This window comes from Caulobacter ginsengisoli (assembly GCF_030814835.1).
GTDB classification, from domain to species: Bacteria; Pseudomonadota; Alphaproteobacteria; order Caulobacterales; family Caulobacteraceae; genus Caulobacter; species Caulobacter ginsengisoli.
In genome coordinates, this window is record NZ_JAUSVS010000004.1 from 148145 (window position 1) to 163827 (window position 15683).

General features: G+C 67.3%; 18 protein-coding genes. 5 read left to right on the forward strand and 13 right to left on the reverse strand.

Translation table 11 applies throughout. The features are described 5' to 3' along the window. Positions 1–116: 116 nt before the first annotated feature. The 10 genes from QO010_RS12375 to QO010_RS12420 form a co-directional block, all read right to left on the reverse strand. Positions 117–1064, reverse strand: coding sequence for a type II secretion system F family protein (locus tag QO010_RS12375; RefSeq protein WP_307349535.1), 948 nt, complete (start codon positions 1062–1064; stop codon positions 117–119). 19 nt (positions 1065–1083) lie between these two features. Next, positions 1084–2040 carry a type II secretion system F family protein gene (locus QO010_RS12380; RefSeq protein WP_307349537.1) on the reverse strand — a complete coding sequence of 319 codons (957 nt, stop codon included), beginning with the start codon at positions 2038–2040 and terminating at the stop codon, positions 1084–1086. Further along, positions 2040–3422 carry a TadA family conjugal transfer-associated ATPase gene (locus QO010_RS12385; protein WP_307349539.1) on the reverse strand — a complete coding sequence of 461 codons (1383 nt, stop codon included), beginning with the start codon at positions 3420–3422 and terminating at the stop codon, positions 2040–2042. Before QO010_RS12385 ends, QO010_RS12380 begins: the two co-directional genes overlap by 1 nt. Further along, entirely contained in the window at positions 3422–4588 is a 1167-nt protein-coding gene (locus QO010_RS12390) for a CpaE/TadZ family protein (RefSeq protein WP_307349541.1), read from the reverse strand. The genes QO010_RS12385 and QO010_RS12390 overlap by 1 nt, the downstream gene beginning before the upstream one ends. A gap of 13 nt (positions 4589–4601) precedes the next feature. Next, positions 4602–5960 (reverse strand): type II and III secretion system protein family protein, encoded by a 1359-nt coding sequence (locus QO010_RS12395; RefSeq protein WP_307349543.1) that lies wholly within the window; start codon positions 5958–5960, stop codon positions 4602–4604. Continuing rightward, entirely contained in the window at positions 5957–6871 is a 915-nt protein-coding gene (cpaB, locus tag QO010_RS12400) for a Flp pilus assembly protein CpaB (protein WP_307349545.1), read from the reverse strand. Before cpaB ends, QO010_RS12395 begins: the two co-directional genes overlap by 4 nt. 210 nt (positions 6872–7081) lie before the next feature. Beyond that, positions 7082–7744 (reverse strand): hypothetical protein, encoded by a 663-nt coding sequence (locus tag QO010_RS12405; RefSeq protein WP_307349547.1) that lies wholly within the window; start codon positions 7742–7744, stop codon positions 7082–7084. A 131-nt stretch (positions 7745–7875) separates the two neighbouring features. Further along, positions 7876–9207, reverse strand: a complete 1332-nt coding sequence (locus tag QO010_RS12410; RefSeq protein WP_307349549.1) for a BilD N-terminal domain-containing protein — start codon at positions 9205–9207, stop codon at positions 7876–7878. Continuing rightward, positions 9204–9647 carry a hypothetical protein gene (locus QO010_RS12415; RefSeq protein ID WP_307349550.1) on the reverse strand — a complete coding sequence of 148 codons (444 nt, stop codon included), beginning with the start codon at positions 9645–9647 and terminating at the stop codon, positions 9204–9206. Before QO010_RS12415 ends, QO010_RS12410 begins: the two co-directional genes overlap by 4 nt. Next, on the reverse strand, positions 9647–10027 hold the full coding sequence (locus QO010_RS12420; protein ID WP_307349551.1) for a ubiquitin-like domain-containing protein: 381 nt from the start codon (positions 10025–10027) through the stop codon (positions 9647–9649). Before QO010_RS12420 ends, QO010_RS12415 begins: the two co-directional genes overlap by 1 nt. Positions 10028–10158: 131 nt before the next feature. Between QO010_RS12420 and QO010_RS12425 the strand changes: the two genes are divergently transcribed. Further along, positions 10159–10512 (forward strand): helix-turn-helix domain-containing protein, encoded by a 354-nt coding sequence (locus tag QO010_RS12425; RefSeq protein ID WP_307349552.1) that lies wholly within the window; start codon positions 10159–10161, stop codon positions 10510–10512. A gap of 1 nt (position 10513) precedes the next feature. Beyond that, positions 10514–11059, forward strand: coding sequence for an ImmA/IrrE family metallo-endopeptidase (locus tag QO010_RS12430; RefSeq protein WP_307349554.1), 546 nt, complete (start codon positions 10514–10516; stop codon positions 11057–11059). An 89-nt stretch (positions 11060–11148) separates the two neighbouring features. On the opposite strand, the gene QO010_RS12435 is transcribed toward QO010_RS12430, so the two are convergent. After that, positions 11149–12135 (reverse strand): alpha/beta hydrolase family protein, encoded by a 987-nt coding sequence (locus QO010_RS12435; protein WP_307349557.1) that lies wholly within the window; start codon positions 12133–12135, stop codon positions 11149–11151. A gap of 184 nt (positions 12136–12319) precedes the next feature. Here QO010_RS12435 and QO010_RS12440 point away from each other — a divergent pair, with 184 nt between their 5' ends. After that, a complete protein-coding gene (locus QO010_RS12440; protein ID WP_307349560.1) occupies positions 12320–13051 on the forward strand; it encodes a LytTR family DNA-binding domain-containing protein in 732 nt (243 codons plus the stop codon). A 140-nt stretch (positions 13052–13191) separates the two neighbouring features. Here QO010_RS12440 and QO010_RS12445 read toward each other — a convergent pair whose 3' ends face one another. After that, positions 13192–13473 carry an ASCH domain-containing protein gene (locus tag QO010_RS12445; RefSeq protein WP_307349562.1) on the reverse strand — a complete coding sequence of 94 codons (282 nt, stop codon included), beginning with the start codon at positions 13471–13473 and terminating at the stop codon, positions 13192–13194. Between the two features lie 83 nt (positions 13474–13556). Here QO010_RS12445 and QO010_RS12450 point away from each other — a divergent pair, with 83 nt between their 5' ends. Both QO010_RS12450 and QO010_RS12455 read left to right on the forward strand, forming a co-directional pair. Next, positions 13557–13940: an ArsR/SmtB family transcription factor gene (locus QO010_RS12450; protein WP_307349563.1), complete on the forward strand. Its 384-nt coding sequence runs from the start codon at positions 13557–13559 to the stop codon at positions 13938–13940. After that, the gene (locus QO010_RS12455; RefSeq protein WP_307349565.1) at positions 13879–14274 is read left to right on the forward strand and encodes a VOC family protein; all 396 of its coding nucleotides are present in this window, start codon (positions 13879–13881) and stop codon (positions 14272–14274) included. Before QO010_RS12450 ends, QO010_RS12455 begins: the two co-directional genes overlap by 62 nt. Positions 14275–14277: 3 nt before the next feature. On the opposite strand, the gene guaD is transcribed toward QO010_RS12455, so the two are convergent. Further along, positions 14278–15567, reverse strand: coding sequence for a guanine deaminase (guaD, locus tag QO010_RS12460; RefSeq protein WP_307349567.1), 1290 nt, complete (start codon positions 15565–15567; stop codon positions 14278–14280). Positions 15568–15683 lie beyond the last annotated feature (116 nt).

The following is a 15683-nucleotide window of genomic DNA, read 5'->3' on the forward strand; positions in this document are numbered from 1 at the left end:
GCCCTCTCGAAGTCGGAACAGCCCCAGCCCTTGCCCGAACACCCCCACCTGGCCGGGCCACGGGCGCGCTGCAGGCGCGCCTCGGGCGGCCGTCCGCCCCCTACGTGGGCGGAGTTCTAGTGCCCGCCGACGAAACTCTGGCTGATCCGGTAGGCCGCCGGGATCATCAGCACCCCGATCAGACACGGGAAGATGAACAGGATCAGCGGCACCATCAGCTTGGCCGGCAGGGCCATGGCCTTTTCCTCGGCCCGCAGCATGCGCTTGGAGCGCATGTCGTCGGAGAAGACGGCCAGGGTTTCGCCCAGGCTGGTGCCCATCTCCTCGGATTGGCGCAGCATGGTGGCGAGCGAAGCGGCCTCGTCGATGCCCAGGCGCTCGGCGAAGCTGCCCCAGGCGTCCTTGCGGGAGCGGCCGGCGCGCAGTTCCAGGGTCAGGAAGCGCAGGTGGCCGGCCAGGTTGGGATAGCGGCGGCCCATCTCGTCGGCCACGCGGGCTACGGCGGCGTCGAGGCTGAGGCCCGCCTCGACCGAGGCGACCAGCAGGTCGAGCATGTCGGGGAAGCCCTCGACATATTCCAGGGCCATCTTGCGGCGGCGGGCCTTGACCACCTGGTCGGGGCCCAGAATGGCGGCGATGGCGAAAACCCCGGCCGCGCCGATGGCCGCCGGGCCGCCGATGCCGCTCATCGCCCAGGGGACGGTGAACAGGGTGGCCCCGGTCGCCAGGATCAGGGCGAAGCCCCGGGCCCCCAGGTAGAAGGCCACGGCTTCGCGGCTGTACCAGCCGGCCTGGATCAGGGTCTGGCGGATGGCCGAGATCTGGGCCGGGTCCTGGATGGCCATGCGGTCGCCCAGCCGCTTGACCGTGCTGACCACCGTGGAGACCGCGGCGCTCTCGCCCGCCCCGCCCTGGACCACCCCGCCGGGGTTAGAGAGCCGGGCCCGCCGCTTGGCCCCGAACCGGGCCTCGCGCAGCCACAGGAAGCCGCCGCCGCCGACGCCCAGGGCGATCATGCCGGTGGCGGCCCAGGTCAGCCAGGTTTGCAGTTGCGCAGCGTCCATGGCGTCAGATCCGCCCCACCTAAATACGCATGTCGATCATGCGCCGCATGACCATGTTGCCGAGGAACATCCAGAAGCCCAGGCCCGCCAGGCCCATCTGCACCGGCTTGGCGTGGATGACGTCGCCGTAGAAGTGCGGGCTGGCGACGGTCAGGATGGCCAGCACCCCGAACGGGGCGGCGGTGAGGATCAGGGCCGAAGCGCTGCCCTCGGCCGAGGCGGCCTTGATCTTGAGCCGCATCTTGTGGCGCTCGCGCACCGCCTTGGCGTTCATCTTGAGGAGGCCGGTCAGGTTGCCGCCGGACTTTTCCTGCAGGCGGATGGTGGCGGCGAAGAGGTCCATGTCCGGGTGGCGGCAGCGGTCGGCGATGCGGCCCACCGCCTGTTCCAGGGTGGCGCCATAGGCGATCTCGTCGCCGGCCATGCCGAATTCCGAGCCGATCGGATCGGGCATCTCGCGGCCGACCAGAGAGACGGCGGTCGGCACCGGGTGGCCGGCCTCCAGGCTGCGGATGATCACTTCCAGGGCGTTGGGCAGCTGCTCTCCCAGCATCTTGGCCCGTTTGCCGGCCTTGAATTTGAGGAAGAGCAGCGGCAGCACGATGCCGGCCACCGGGCCGACGCCGGCGGCGATCAGCGGGTTGTGGGCCAGCATGAAGATGGTCAGGGAGATGCTGACCGCCAGGCCGATACAGATCAGGGCCCAGCGCCTGGGCTGATAAGTGACGCCCGAGCGGAGCACCAGTTCGGAAAACCAGCGAACGCCCCGCCGGTTGCCCTTCTCGTCCAGCCCGCGCTGCTTGCGCAGTTCGAGGACCAGGTCGGCCAGGTTGCCGATCTTGTCGGCGGTGGCCAGCCGCTTGTTGACCTTGCGCTTGGCCCCGGCCACCCGCACCAGGCCCGAGGCCGCCTGCGCCGCGGTGAACACCGCCGCGGCGACCAGGATCAGGAACACCCAGCGCGGATCGATGCTCATCACGCCAGCTTCTTCTGCGGGTCGAAGTTGCCGGTGTCGTAGTTGATGCCCCGCCGCAGCAGTTCATCCAGGCATTTGGGCCGCAGGCCGCTGGCGCGGAACTCGCCAAGCACATTGCCCTCGGCGTCGGTGCCGGTGCGGTGGAAGGCGAAGATTTCCTGCATCTGGACCACCTGGCCCTCCATGCCGGTGATCTCCGAGACGCTCATCACCTTCCGCTTGCCGTCCGACAGGCGCATGACCTGGACGATCATCCCCACGGCCGAGGCGATCTGGCCGCGGATGCTCTCCGGCGTCAGCTTCAGACCCCCCATGGCCACCATCTGCTCCAGGCGGGTGATGGCGTCGCGCGGGGTGTTGGCGTGGATGGTGGCCATGCTGCCCTCGTGGCCGGTGTTCATGGCCTGCAGCATGTCGAAGGCTTCCTCGCCCCGGACCTCGCCCAGGATCACCCGGTCGGGGCGCATGCGCAGGGCGTTCTTGACCAGTTCGCGCTGGCGAATCTCGCCCTTGCCCTCGATGTTCGGCGGTCTCGTCTCCATACGGACGACATGCGGCTGCTGCAGCTGCAGTTCGCAGGCGTCCTCGATGGTGATCAGCCGCTCGCCCTCGCTGATGGCCGCCGACATGGCGTTGAGCAGGGTGGTCTTGCCCGAGCCGGTGCCGCCGCTGATCACGGTGGAGACCCGGGCCCGGATCGCCCCGTGCAGGAACTCCGCCACGCAGGCCGGCATCGCCCCCACCCCGACCAGCCGCTCGAAGCTGAGCGGCTTCTTGGAGAACTTGCGGATCGAGACGCAGGCGCCGTCGACGGTGATCGGATAGATGGCGGCGTTGACCCGGCTGCCGTCGGCGAGGCGGGCGTCGACCATGGGGCTGGACTCGTCGATGCGGCGGCCGACGGCGGCGACGATGCGGTTGACGATGCGCAGCAGGTGGTCGTTGTCGCGGAAACGGACCGGGGTCAGCTCCAGTTCGCCGCGCCGCTCGATGTAAACCTGGAACGGCCCGTTGATCAGGATGTCGTTGATCGAGTCGTCCTTGAGCAGGGGCTCGATGGGGCCGAGGCCAATCATCTCGTCGAACACCTGGGCGCCCAGCTCGTCGAGCTCGGCGCTGTTCAGCGCCATCCGCTCGTCGCGGGCGAATTCGCCGACCAGCTTGCGGACCTGCCGGCGGATTTCGCCCTCGTCCAGCTTGTCGAGGCGCGAGAGGTCCAGCTCCTCGATCAGCCGGCCGTGCAGGCGCAGGCGGATGTCCAGCATGTCGTCGGTGGGCGAGGCGTGGGCCTGCGGCTCGGGCGCGACGGCGACGGCGACCGGCGCGGCGGGGGCCGGTTCCGGAGCAGGGGCGACGGCCTTGCGGAGCGAGAAGCGGCTCATCAGGCGGCCGCCTGGCTATCGGCCCCACGGACGCTGGGCTGGGCCAGCAGGCGGTCAACCAGTTCCTCGACGTCCTTGACGATGCGCGACTTGGGCCGGTGCTGGCGGATCGGCCCGCCCAGATTGGCCGAGGCGGCGGCGGCCTCCCAGTCGGAGGTCACCCCACCGTCGCATTTGCGGCCCAGGGCCTTCTCGGCCTCGCCCATCGAGGGGGCGGGACCGAACACCCGCTTGGCCAGGCGGTTGAGCACGATGCGCGGCGGCGGGCCGGCGCCCAGGTCCTGTTCCAGCTCGCCGGCCAGGGAGCGGGCGGCCAGCAGGGCCGGGACGGTCAGTTCCGAGACCACCAGCAGCTCGTCCGAGCCGGACAGCACGTCCAGGGTCCAGGGATGGCGGTGGCGGGGGGCGTCGACGACCACGAAGTCGTAAACCTGGCAGGCGACATCCAGCATACGGATGATCACCTCGGAGGGGGTGTTGGCGAAGGCGCGGGGGTCGCGCGGCCCGGACAGCAGGTCGAAGCCGCCGGGCGCGGTGGAAGCGAAGGCTTCCAGCATGGCCGCGTCGATGCGCTCCGGAGACTGAGCGGCTCTACTCAGCAGCATGTTCGACGGCGCGCCCAGATAGGCGGCGGCGGCTCCGTCGGCGAGGTTGAGATCGACCAGGCAGACCCGGCCCTGGCTGCCCTTTCGCTCGGCGAGCGCGCAGGCCATCTCGATGGCGAGCATGGTGGCGCCGGCCCCGCCGACGGCCCCCATCACCGCCCAGCAGTGGCTGGTGGAGACATGCGGCACCACGTCCTTGGGGGCCAGCAGGGCCCGGGCGGCGTCGGCCAGGTCCTGGGCCGAGAAAGGGGCCTCCAGCACGTCGGAATGCGGCAGCTTCATCAGCGCCCGCACCAGGGCGGCCGGCAGGGCGTCGCCCGCCAGGATGGCCGGCGGCGGGGTGGCGGCCCGGCTCAGCGCCCCGATGGCGGCGGTCAGCTCCAGGGGATCGGCCGCGGCGGCGTCGATCAGCACCAGGTCGGGGGTCTCGCCGAAGGTCCAGCGGCTCTGCAGCCGCTCGGCCCCGCCCACATCGAACTGGGCGCCGACGAAGGCTTCCCGGGCCAGGGACTCCAGCCCCGGACCGACCACCAGGATGCGTCTTGCGAAACTCAGGGTCATGACGAACTCACACTCATTGCGTCACCAGGGCGGGCTCAGGCGCCGGGCTCTGGCCGACCGCCGGAGACATCGGCCGGTCCTGGGCGATGCCCTGCAGGATCATGTCCAGGGCGGTCGGCTCGGTGGTGGCGATCAGCGGCTGGGGGGCCAGCAGGCGGCTGTCGGCGGCGGTGGTCATGCGCGGGGTGACCAGGATGACCAGCTCGGTCTCCTGCTTGCGCCAGCGGGCCGAGCGGAACAGGGCGCCCAGCACCGGCAGGTCGCCGGCCCAGGGGATCTGGCGCACGGTGTTGGCATAGTCCTGCTGGAAGAGGCCGGCGATGGCGAAGGTCTCGCCGTCCTTCAGCTCGATGGTGGTGGCGGCCCGGCGGACCAAGAGGCTCGGCAGCTCGAAATTGCCGATCTTCACCGCATGGCTGGAGTCGAGCGAGGAGACCTCGGGCGCGACCTTCAGCCGGATCAGCCCGCCGTCCTGCACCGTGGGGGTGAACTTCAGGGTGACGCCGAACGGCTTGAACTCGATGGTGACGCTGTCCAGGCCGTTGGGCACCGGATAGGGGAACTCGCCGCCGGCCAGGAAGGTGGCCTCCTCGCCGGAAATGGCGGCGAGGTTCGGCCGGGCCAGGGTGCGGATGACGCCCTTTTCTTCCAGGGCCCGCAGCGTGGCGTCCAGGGACAGGGTGCCGACATTGGTCGAGATGCCCAGGGTCCCCTGGGCCGGGTTGTTGCCGACCAGGCCCGTGCCGGTGGCCAGCGTGAAGCCCGACAGGTTGTGGACGTCCAGGTTGACGCCCAGGTCCTTCAGCGAGGAGCGGGTGACCTCGATGATCCGCACCTCCAGCATCACCTGCTGGGCGGCGCGCACGGTGACCGAGGAGGAGACGTTCTGCGGCGCATAGCGCTCGGCGATCAGCTTGGCGCGGGCGGCGACCGAGGTGGTCGAGGCCTCGCCGGTCAGCATGACGCCGCCGGCCATGGCCTGGGCGCGGATGGCCTCGCCGGGCAGGGCGACGCCCAGGTCCGACTGCAGCGAAGCGATGTCGTAGCCGACCTTGACGTCGATGACCTCGGCCAGGCGGTGGTTGACGTCATAGATCAGGATGTTGGTCACCCCATAGGCCTTGCCGCGCACATAGAGGTTGCGGTCGGTGTTGGCGACGATCTCGGCGATGTCGGGCTGGGCGACGACGATCTGGCTGGCCGGGACGCTCAGGCGGAAGGCCGCCGACTTGTCCTTGGCGACCTGGATCACCCGGCTGGCCACCGAGTCGGTGGAATAGCTGAAGTCCTGGTCGGCGCGGGCGAAGACCGGCGCGGCCGGCACGCTCGCGGCCAGCAGGGCCGCCATGAAGATTGCGATGGGTTTTTTCACCAGCGGGCTCCCGAACGGTCGGTGGGCACACTCACAGTGGTGGCCTTGCCGCCTTGGGTGATGGTCAGGGTCGAGCCGGCCGGAGCAGTGGGCTTGGCGGGCGAGGTCTTGCGGGCGGGGCGGCGGGCGGCGAGGCGCGGGGCGTTGGGATCGACCAGCTTGAAGGGGCCCAGATCGGCGCTGCGGACCGGGCCGACCGCATCGACCCCGGCCGAGCCGATGCGGCGCAGGGCCAGGCTGAGAATGCCGGCCTCTCCGGCCACGGACAGTTTCTCGGCGTCGGTGACCGAGACCTCCAGGGTGGCGGTCTTGGGCAGGGCCTTGTCGACCGAGGCGGGGTCGGCATTGAGGTCCATGCCCAGCACCCGCACATCCTGGATGATGACATAGGCGACCATCAGCTTGGCGGGCGAGCCCTCGACCTTGCCGTCGCCGACCTCCTTGGCCATCAGCACGTCGACCCGGTCGCCCGGCAGGATATGGCCGCCGCCGCCATAGGTGTCGTTGACCTTGATCGTATAGGCCCGCATCCCCGGCGAGATCACCGCCGACAGCGAGGCCCGGTTGGCCCCGCCCGACACCTTCGAGGGCAGGATCGGCTCCTTGGGCGAGAACGAAGTCAAGGTCACCGCCGAGCCCTGATCCAGGCGGATCACCTCGTCGATGGTGTGGAAGGCCCCGGTCGGCGCGGCGTCGGCCGGCATGCGGACCAGCATCAGGTCTTTCGCTTCCAGCTTGTGGCCGAATGGAATGGCGGCCTTGGCGGCGACCACGGGCGTCAGGGCGATGGGCGCGGCGGCCACGGCCTTGGACGGCCCGGAATTGGCCGGCAGCCAGACCTTGGCGACAAACAGGGCGCCCACCCCCAGAACCGCCGAAGCGCTCAAGCTGACTATGGTGGCGAGACGCATTCTGTCCCCGCTCCTTCTCGTGCGCCAGTTGTTGGCGGACCCCCGAATTCAAGGGGGAGGATGCGGGATGAGGACTTGCGATATGTTCAATGAAGACAGTGAAGGGGGGTTAAGGGTGAGTGTTCAGGGGGCGGTAAGGGTAATGGGGGGTTACGGTTTATAGAATATTGGGTCGGGCCCGAAACAGACCCCGGCCTCATTCGCCCAGCGTTACAAAATCCCTGGAGAGCCACCAGGCCTGATATCAGGCGGTTCGATTGAACCGAGAATATCCTCTCGGACAGATACGAAAAGGCGGTCGAGGTTGTTCGCTACGTTCGCCGCCAATTCGCGCTGATCGGGAACGTCGCTCAGCCTCAACAGTCTGTTGTCCGGGAGAGACAACACGGCCACATCATCCGGGGCAGATCCATCCGTATATGCGGCGGACACCAGCGCGAGCGCTGCGTAGGTCATCCGCGCCGACAGTGGGACCGTCGCGGTATTCCAAACATGCACGGCCAAGGTTTGGCCTCCCAACCGGTAGCCAAAATCGGGAAGGAAGCTGATTTTGAATTCTTCGGAGGGTGAAACGTAGAGCGCCGATTGAACTGCGAGTACTTGGCCTGGATTGGCGACCCTCCAGGCGTCCAACTGTCGCAAACCAGCCTCCAAGGACCGCCTCTCTGCGGGATTTCCGAGATCGGAAGCCTCGTCAATTAGCGCCTGAAGTTCTTCGCCATCGATCATCAATCGGGCTGACTTGAGCCGAAGACTGCGATGGAAATCATACCCGCCCGTGGACGGTGAAAGTCGAACGCGCACTTCGCGCCGCTGTGGGCGCGGGTTCAGTGAAAGAAGTTTCAAGAACGCCGAGAAGCCGAATGTGGGCATAGCCATTCCTAGGAGAATGCGAGCGGGGACGCTTACTCAGGGAATCGTACGGTTCACATTTTATTCCTCACCGACCATCAGATCGAGTCCAAGCTTTGGTCGGGACTATTTTGCGCACATAGGACACCAGGTCAGCTCGCTGCCCGAGAGTGCGCGCCGACCTCCAATGACCCGCGACTCAAGCAAGTCGGGCAATCAGCACGCGGCGGCACAGGCGCGCGATAGATTGTTTCTGGTCTAAACGGGGTCAAGAATATCTGCCGCTCAGCCACCGAGGGTAAGTCGCCAACAGCTTGTCTGGCCAAGTAGACGGCGGAAATTAGCCCAGCCCAAAACGATACGCACGCTTGCGTGGGAATCAGTCCCTCAGCCGGGTCATCTTCATAGTGAAGGCATTGTGCGCAACCACTTCCGTTCGCATGGAGTGACGCCATCGCAGACCAGTGGGTGGTCGCACCGACCACAACGCGTTCCGGCCAAGCCTGCTGAACCAGCCAGCGCGTCGGAATGTGATCGACACCAACAAGGACAACTCGGGCGAATGGAGCAATCTCATCCACCGTCGAGGAATCATACCGCCTGCGGAGGGCGCGGAAATGCAGTCCGCCCCCGACCAACGTCTGCGTCAAATCTGTAGCCTTGCTCACATCACGCCCAGAGCGAAGGAGGAGCATGTAGCGGTTTAGATTCGATAGATCGGCCGCCTCTGGTTCAATGACCCGCCCCCGTCCGTTGACGCCAGGAATTCGGGCAAGGCAGTAGAGTGCCGCGTTGCTGATCGCACCGCCGCTTACGATGTCCACCTCACCCAAATCGCGGCAGAAGGGCGAATTCACGGGCGCCAGTCTCAAACGGATCGAATCGGAATCGGCGAAACGATCAGAGGTGTTATCCCGGTCTAGTGCATACGGCAGGAGCTTCTGCATGGCGGCCTTGAAGGCTTCATTCGCTGCAAGCCCGGCTGCGGCCAAGGCGCCCATCGGCCAGAAATGAACTCCCCAAGGCCGAGTCGTATCCTCTCCAGAGAGGATGCCCGCCCAGGCCTCAGCGTTGATCCAGATGCGGCGGCGAGCCGGAATTGTAATTGGAGTGTCGCCGAGGCCTATGGCCAGATCGATTTCATCGGTGGGCTCCCCTACGCCGAACTCAACGCCTGGAATCAGGTTCAATCCAACAGCGACCAACTCATCGATCAAACGCCCGGGAGAGAGCGGCGGTTGTGGACCGGACATTCTGATGTTGGGGGCTGAAAGCCACACCTTATGCCCGGATCTGGCCATCAGCGTGGCCGCGGTGACAAAGGCCGTCTGCGCGGGAGGGGAAGCGATATTTCGGCCATCGGCGACGAGCACCACGCGCGTGCAGGTGAGGGCGCTTAAAAGGACTTCGTCGGCAACCTCTCCCCCCACTTCGTCCCTCATCAACAAGAGGGTGCGACTGAGGCACTCGGCCAAGTCGTTCATATCAGAGCAATCCGCTCGCCGATGCTGATCCGCCGCCAGCACCCGTCTTCCTGGATTTCCGTCAGGTAGGCGTCCTCAAATCCCACCCGCCCCAATCCGAAGTTCGGAATCACCAGCGACAGAAATCCCACCGTATGAATAATGGGGAAGGCGTCGTCGGTCGGGGAATGGAACGCCGCTCCCGGGTGTGTGTGGACCTGAAAGCGAATTCCCAGGTTCTCGCGCGCCAATGACATCCAGAAATCATTGAGCCATCGGTCGTCGAGCACGAAGGCGGCCGCATGCGCCGTATGCTTTGGATGAACTACCTTCGTAATCGTCTGAGGCGTATCCCACGGGCTTAGCCAAAGAGCCTGACACTCTCGCCTTCCGCCGCCACAGCCGCGAAAGTGCGAGAATGTCTCCTCAAGGATAGACCTCGGCAGGTCAAAGGCGGCCATTAGCCACCCCGGACCTGGCTGGGGCGCATCAGCAGAATATCGTGGGGCGCCACGCCGGCCTCGGCGATCGTCTGGTCGTCCTTCAACTCGGCGCCATGCTGGTTGAAGAGGCCGAGCAGGTGAGCATTCGGGATCGGCCCGAAAGCCTGTTTGGCCTGATCCAACAGGCGCGCGACGGGTTCATCACGCCGCACCTCAAACGGCTTCTGGACGCCGTTATAGGTCACGATCACCTTGAACGCGTGCGGCTGCTCCTTTTCCTTGAGCGCCTCTTTGATGTCCTTCTCGGCCTTTTGGATGTCGTGCAGGGCCTTGTCCAGTTCGCGCTCGGCGTCAGCCAGCTCGGACTCGGCCGCTTCCAGTTTTTGCTCGCCATTCATGGCGCGCCTTCCTTTCTCTTCGTGGCCCTTCGGCCTGGTGGATTGCGACTTCGCAATTGGTTTGATATCTATAGAGCGGGGAATGCAATTGCAATATCGCAATCGCGTGATTAATCGCAACTGGAGACCGTGTGACGACAGACCGCTTCGAAACGGAATCGTTCTACGCCGCGCTCAACGCCGAGAGGCTAAGTCGGCAAATGACCTGGAAGGATGTTGCGGAGGAGGCCGGTGTGGCCGCGTCCACTCTTTCGCGTATGGGCCAGGGAGCAAGGCCAGATGTTAATGGCCTAGCAGCGCTTCTTGATTGGTCTAAATTGAAAGCCGAAATGTTCATACGTGGAGGCAATGGCAACGAAGGTGACGCAGAGCCGATAGCAAAGATAACGGCGCTGCTTCGCGCAGATCCGAAACTTACGCCCGACAACGCTAAGTTAATCGAAGATATTGTGGTCAGTACATATTTTAGGTTGAGGGGAAACTGAATTGGAATTTCGGCGAGGATTTAAGGCCGAGGCGAACCGTATTGCTGTTCGAGTTCGTGAGCGGATGGGCTTGGTGCCGTCTGCTGCCATCGATCCTTGGCTAATCTGTGAACACTTCGACATTGGCGTTTTGCGCCTAAGCGAAATTGATATCGATTGCTCTCAATTCTTGACCTCTGAACGCTCACCGTTTTCGGCGGTGACCGTTCCCTGCGGGCCGGCGATCGCTATCGTCCACAACGACATGCACCATCCTTACAGGCAACGAAGTAACATTTGCCACGAACTGGCCCATTGTTTTCTTGGTCACAAGGCGGTGCCTCCGCTCACCGAGGAGGGGGAAAAGAATCACGATGGGGGCATTGAGGCGGAGGCCAACTTCCTTGCAGGCTCCCTTTTGATAACGAATGAGGCCGCAATCTTCATTTTGAAGAGTGGGCTGAGCCACCAAGCTCAAGGCATCTACGGCGTCAGCCAACCGATGCTTGATTATCGGCTGAGGGTGAGCGGAGCGATGACCCGTTTCCGCCGAAGCATGGTCGCCTAATAGTCTCTGGGGCAGAAGAGGGGTCAGACACATTTCCCCCTTCCGGCAATGCAACCGCCCGGCCATCCCAGCGGCAAACCAGTCCCCCCTCAAAGATTGGCCCTGAAAAACCTGACCAACTCCCCATTCAGCCGCTCGTGAAACGCCGCCCGGTCGAAGCCCGGTGTGGGGGTGCAGATCATCGGGGCGGCGGCGGCGAGCTCGGGGGAGCAGGGCGGCAGGAAGTCGAAATGGCCGGCGCCGTCGACCCGGATGTATTCCGGCTGGCGGGGCAGGGCGTCGCGGACCGGCTCGGCGTAGAAGGGCGAGGGCAGGATCTGGTCGCTGCCCGCCTGCCACAGCTGGACCGGCTGGGTCACCCTGGCCAGGCCTTCCCGGGTGAAGGTGAAGCCCAGGGCCGGGGCGGCGATGGCCAGGGCCTTGAGGCGGGTGTCGTGCGGCAGGCGCGGCGCGACCCGGATGGCGCTCATCGCGCCCGCGAACCGGCCCACAAGGCGGCAATCGAAGAAGCCGGGATGGGCGCGGCAGTGATCGGCCAGCCGGGTCAGGTCGGGATCGCCGCCCGCCGCCGCCAGCACGGTGAAGCCGCCGGACGAGAAGCCGAACGCCCCGATCCGCTGCGGGTCGATCCCGGCCCGTCCATCCCATTGGCCCAGAATGTAGTCGATCAGCACCGACAGCTGGCGGGCGCGGCCCGCGACATCGGCGGCGCGGCTCTGGTCGCGCCAGTTGTCGCCGGTGTGGGTCAGGGTGGCGACGATGAATCCGGCCTTGGCCAGGGCCCGGGCGGTGTCGATGTGGCTGCGGAAATCGCCGCCGTTGCCATGGGAGATGACGATCATCGGCCGCGGCGCCGTGGCGCCCTGCGCCGGATACCAGACGCCCGCCTCGATCGGGGGCTGGTCGCCGTCCGTCACGGTCAGGCGGACGAAGACCACGCCGTCCCGGATCGACGGGCCGACCTGTCCGGCCGGCGGCGCGGCGGTCTGAGGCGGGCCAGGGATGGCCGGCGCCGCGGCGGCGGCGAAAGCGGCCAGCAGAACGGATGCGGTGGCGAACAGGGCGGCGGTGGACATGGCGGGGACCTTCGGCTGCGGTTGTTGGGGCTGTCTGAGACGGCCTGGGGCCCAGGCGCCAGTCCGGATGGGCGAACGGGCGAACGGGTTCGTGGCCGGGCGAACGGCTGCAATCGCCCGCGGGCCTTGCTAGGGTGGCGGCATGGCAAGGGGCGGGGCGAAGACCGGACGATGGCGCGGACTGATGGCGGGGTTCGCCGCCGCGACCGCCCTTGGCCTGACCCTGGGGGCGCTCGGTCCGTTCGGCAGCTATCTCAACGGCGCCCTGCCGGTGCGCCTGGCCTATTGGGTGGCCTGTCTGTGGGGCGGATGGCTGGTCTTCGGGGTCAGCCTGCCGATCCTGGGGCGCTGGGCGAGCGGCCGGGGTATTGCGCCCTGGCTGTGGGCGCCGCCGGCCGTCGCGGCGCTGAGCCTGCTGACCGCGACCGGCAGCCGGATGCTGGCGGTCCGGCTGTGGCCCGTGGTCGGCCAGGTCGGCTGGCTGGAATGGTATGGCCAGAACCTGGTGATCGGCGCCCTGGCGACCCTGGGCATGCTGTGGGCGACAGGGTCCCGCCGGGCCGGCCCCGCCGGGCCCGATACGGCATCGGCCGACCCGCGGGAGCGTCTGCCGCCCCGCCTGGGCCGGACCATCCTCTGCCTGCAGATGGAGGATCACTATGTCCGGGTGCACACCCCGCTGGGCTCGGCCCTGGTGCTGATGTCGCTGTCCCAGGCGATGGCGGGGCTTAAGGACGTGGAGGGCGTGCAGACCCACCGCTCCTGGTGGGTGGCGCGCGCCGCCATCGCCGGCGTGGTCGAGGACGGCCGCAGGCTGCGGCTGCGGCTGACCGGCGGCCTGGAGGCGCCCGTCTCGCGGGCCCGGGTCGGGGCTTTGCGGGAAGACGGCTGGCTGGCGGCCGCCCCGACGGCCTGACGTCGACCGCCCGCATGCTCGAGGTCCAGAACGCCATCGGCGAGGTCTTCACCGCATCCGGCTGGCCCTCCACGTCCTCGACCTCGCCCCGGCGCGGAGATCGGCGAGCGCCCCGACAGCCCCGTCATCCTGTGCGGTCCCTAGACTGACGGCCGGTATTCGAACTCGACCAGATAGACGTTCTCGCCGGGGCCGTGCTTGGCCACCTTCAGGAGATCGACCACCCCCAGGAACCCCGAGCGCCGGGCCAGGTCCGGGGTTATGTCGGCCAGGCTGATCTGGCGGATGGCGGTGACGTGGATGGCGCCCGCCCCCAGCGGGTAAGCGCCGCCGACCTTCACGCGCGGGCTCTGCCAGATGCGGACGCTGCAGGTGATCTCGCCCTGGACGACCCTGTCCCGCAGCTGTTTGGCGAACATCATCGAACGACCCCTGAGCCAGGCGCCGCAGCCTAGCCGCCATTTTGCGGTTTGACTCATTTAGCATGTACGCTAAATGTTGAGCCATGGAGGCGGCGCCCAACCCCGATGCCTATGACCTGCTGTTCGCGGCCCTGGCCCATCCGGCGCGGCGGCGGATCCTGATCAGCCTGAACTTCGCGGGCGGGACGATGAGCGCCGGCCAGATCGCCGAGCTGTTCGGCCATGCCTGGCCGACCACGACCCGGCACCTGCAGGCCATGGAGGCCGCCGGCCTGCTGCGCCATGAGCGGGTGGGCCGGACCCGTCTCTACCATCTGGACACCAGCAAGCTGGCCCTGGGCCGGGGATGGCTCGACTGGTTCGAGCGGGACCCGGTGCATGGCGGACCAAGACGGAGCAACGACCTTGAGCGAGAAAACCACGACCCCGGCGCTGTTTCGATTGAACATCGAGGTCGGCGATCTTGAGCGCGCCGCCGCCTTCTACGAAGAGCTGCTCGGCCAGCCGGGACGGCGGCAGGCGGGCGCGCGCTGCTATTTTCAGGCCGGGGCGGTGACGCTGCAGGTGGTCCAGACGCCCGAGCCGGTGCGCTTGCCCAAGGCGCTGTATTTCAGCGTCGGCGACCTGGACGGGACGCATCGGCGCGCCGCGGCGCTGGGCTGCCTGTCGGCCGAGGCCGTGCACGGCGCGCCGGCGGGGTCGCCGGTCGTGCGGCCCTGGGGCGAGCGGTCGTTCTATTGCGACGACCCCTGGGGCAACCCGCTCTGCTTCGTCGAGGACGGGACGATCTACGCCGGGTGAGTCCTAGGCCCGCTGGTGCGCCAGCCGCCCCATCACATAGGTCCGCTCCACCGCCCGGTCGTCGGCCAGCATGATCAGGGCGAAGAGCCGGCTCATCAGGTCGCCGCCCCTCTGGCTGCTTGGGGCTGTGCGGCGGGCCAACAGCGGGGTGGCGGCGGGGTCGAGGACCAGGAAGTCGGCTTCGCGGCCGGCCTGGAGGCTGCCGATGCGGTCCTGCAGGTTCAGGGCCCGCGCGCCGCCCAGGGTGGCCAGGTAGAGGGCGCGGAAGGGGTCGAGGTTGCTGCCGCGCAGCTGGCCGACCTTGTAGGCCTCGGCCAGGGTGGCGAAGAGGGAGAAGCTGGTCCCGGCTCCCACGTCGGTGCCCATGGCGACCCTCAGGCCGTGGGCGTCGCACCTTGCCAGGTCGAAGAGGCCGCTGCCCAGGAACAGGTTGGAGGTCGGGCAGAAGGCCACGGCGCTGCCGGCGGCGGCCATGCGGATGACCTCGCGGTCGCGCAGGTGGATGCCGTGGGCGAAGACCGAGCGGTCGGTGACCAGGCCGTGGCGGTCATAGACGTCGAGATAGTCCTTGGCCTCGGGGAAGCGCTCGGCGGTCAGGCGGATCTCGGTGGGGTTTTCCGAAAGGTGGGTCTGCAGCCAGACATGGTCGTGGGCGGCCAGCATCTCGCCCGCGCCGGTGAGCTGCTCGCGGGACGAGGAGAGGGCGAAGCGGGGGGTGATGGCGTAGCCCAGCCGCCCACGCCGGCTCCAGTCGCGGATCAGGGCCTCGCTGTCGGCCCGGCCGCTGTCGGGCGCATCCCGCAGGCCCTCGGGGCCGTGGTCCATCAGGCACTTGCCGGCGATCAGCCGCATGTTTCGCGCCAGGGCGGCGGCGAACAGGGCGTCGACCGAGGCCTTGTGGACGGTGCCGAACACCATGGCCGTGGTGGTGCCGTTGCGCAGCAGCTCGTCCAGGAAGACCTCGGCGAGGCGGGCGGCGTGGGCCGGGTCGACGAAGGCCTGCTCGGCGGGGAAGGTGTGAGTCTTCAGCCAGTCTAAGAGCTGGGCTCCATAACTGGCGATGATGTCGGTCTGCGGGAAGTGGATGTGGGTGTCGATCAGGCCGGGGATCAGGATGCGGCCGGGCAGGGGCTCGACCGGGACGCCCGGGTCGCCGGCGTAGGGTCCGGCCGAGACGATCTGGCCGTCCTCGACCAGCAGCAGGCCGTCCTCATGCCAGGCGACGGCGTCGGGGTTGGTGCGGGGATCGTCCAGCAGGGTGAGCAGGCTGGCTCGGAAGGCTTGCGTACTCATGCCAATCCTCCCCCGGAGGGGGAGGGGGACCGCCCGTAGGGTGGTGGAGGGGGTTTGAGCCTACATGCAGGTATCAGGACAGAACGCGGCGGGTCGGCTGAGTTTCGCCGGACAAA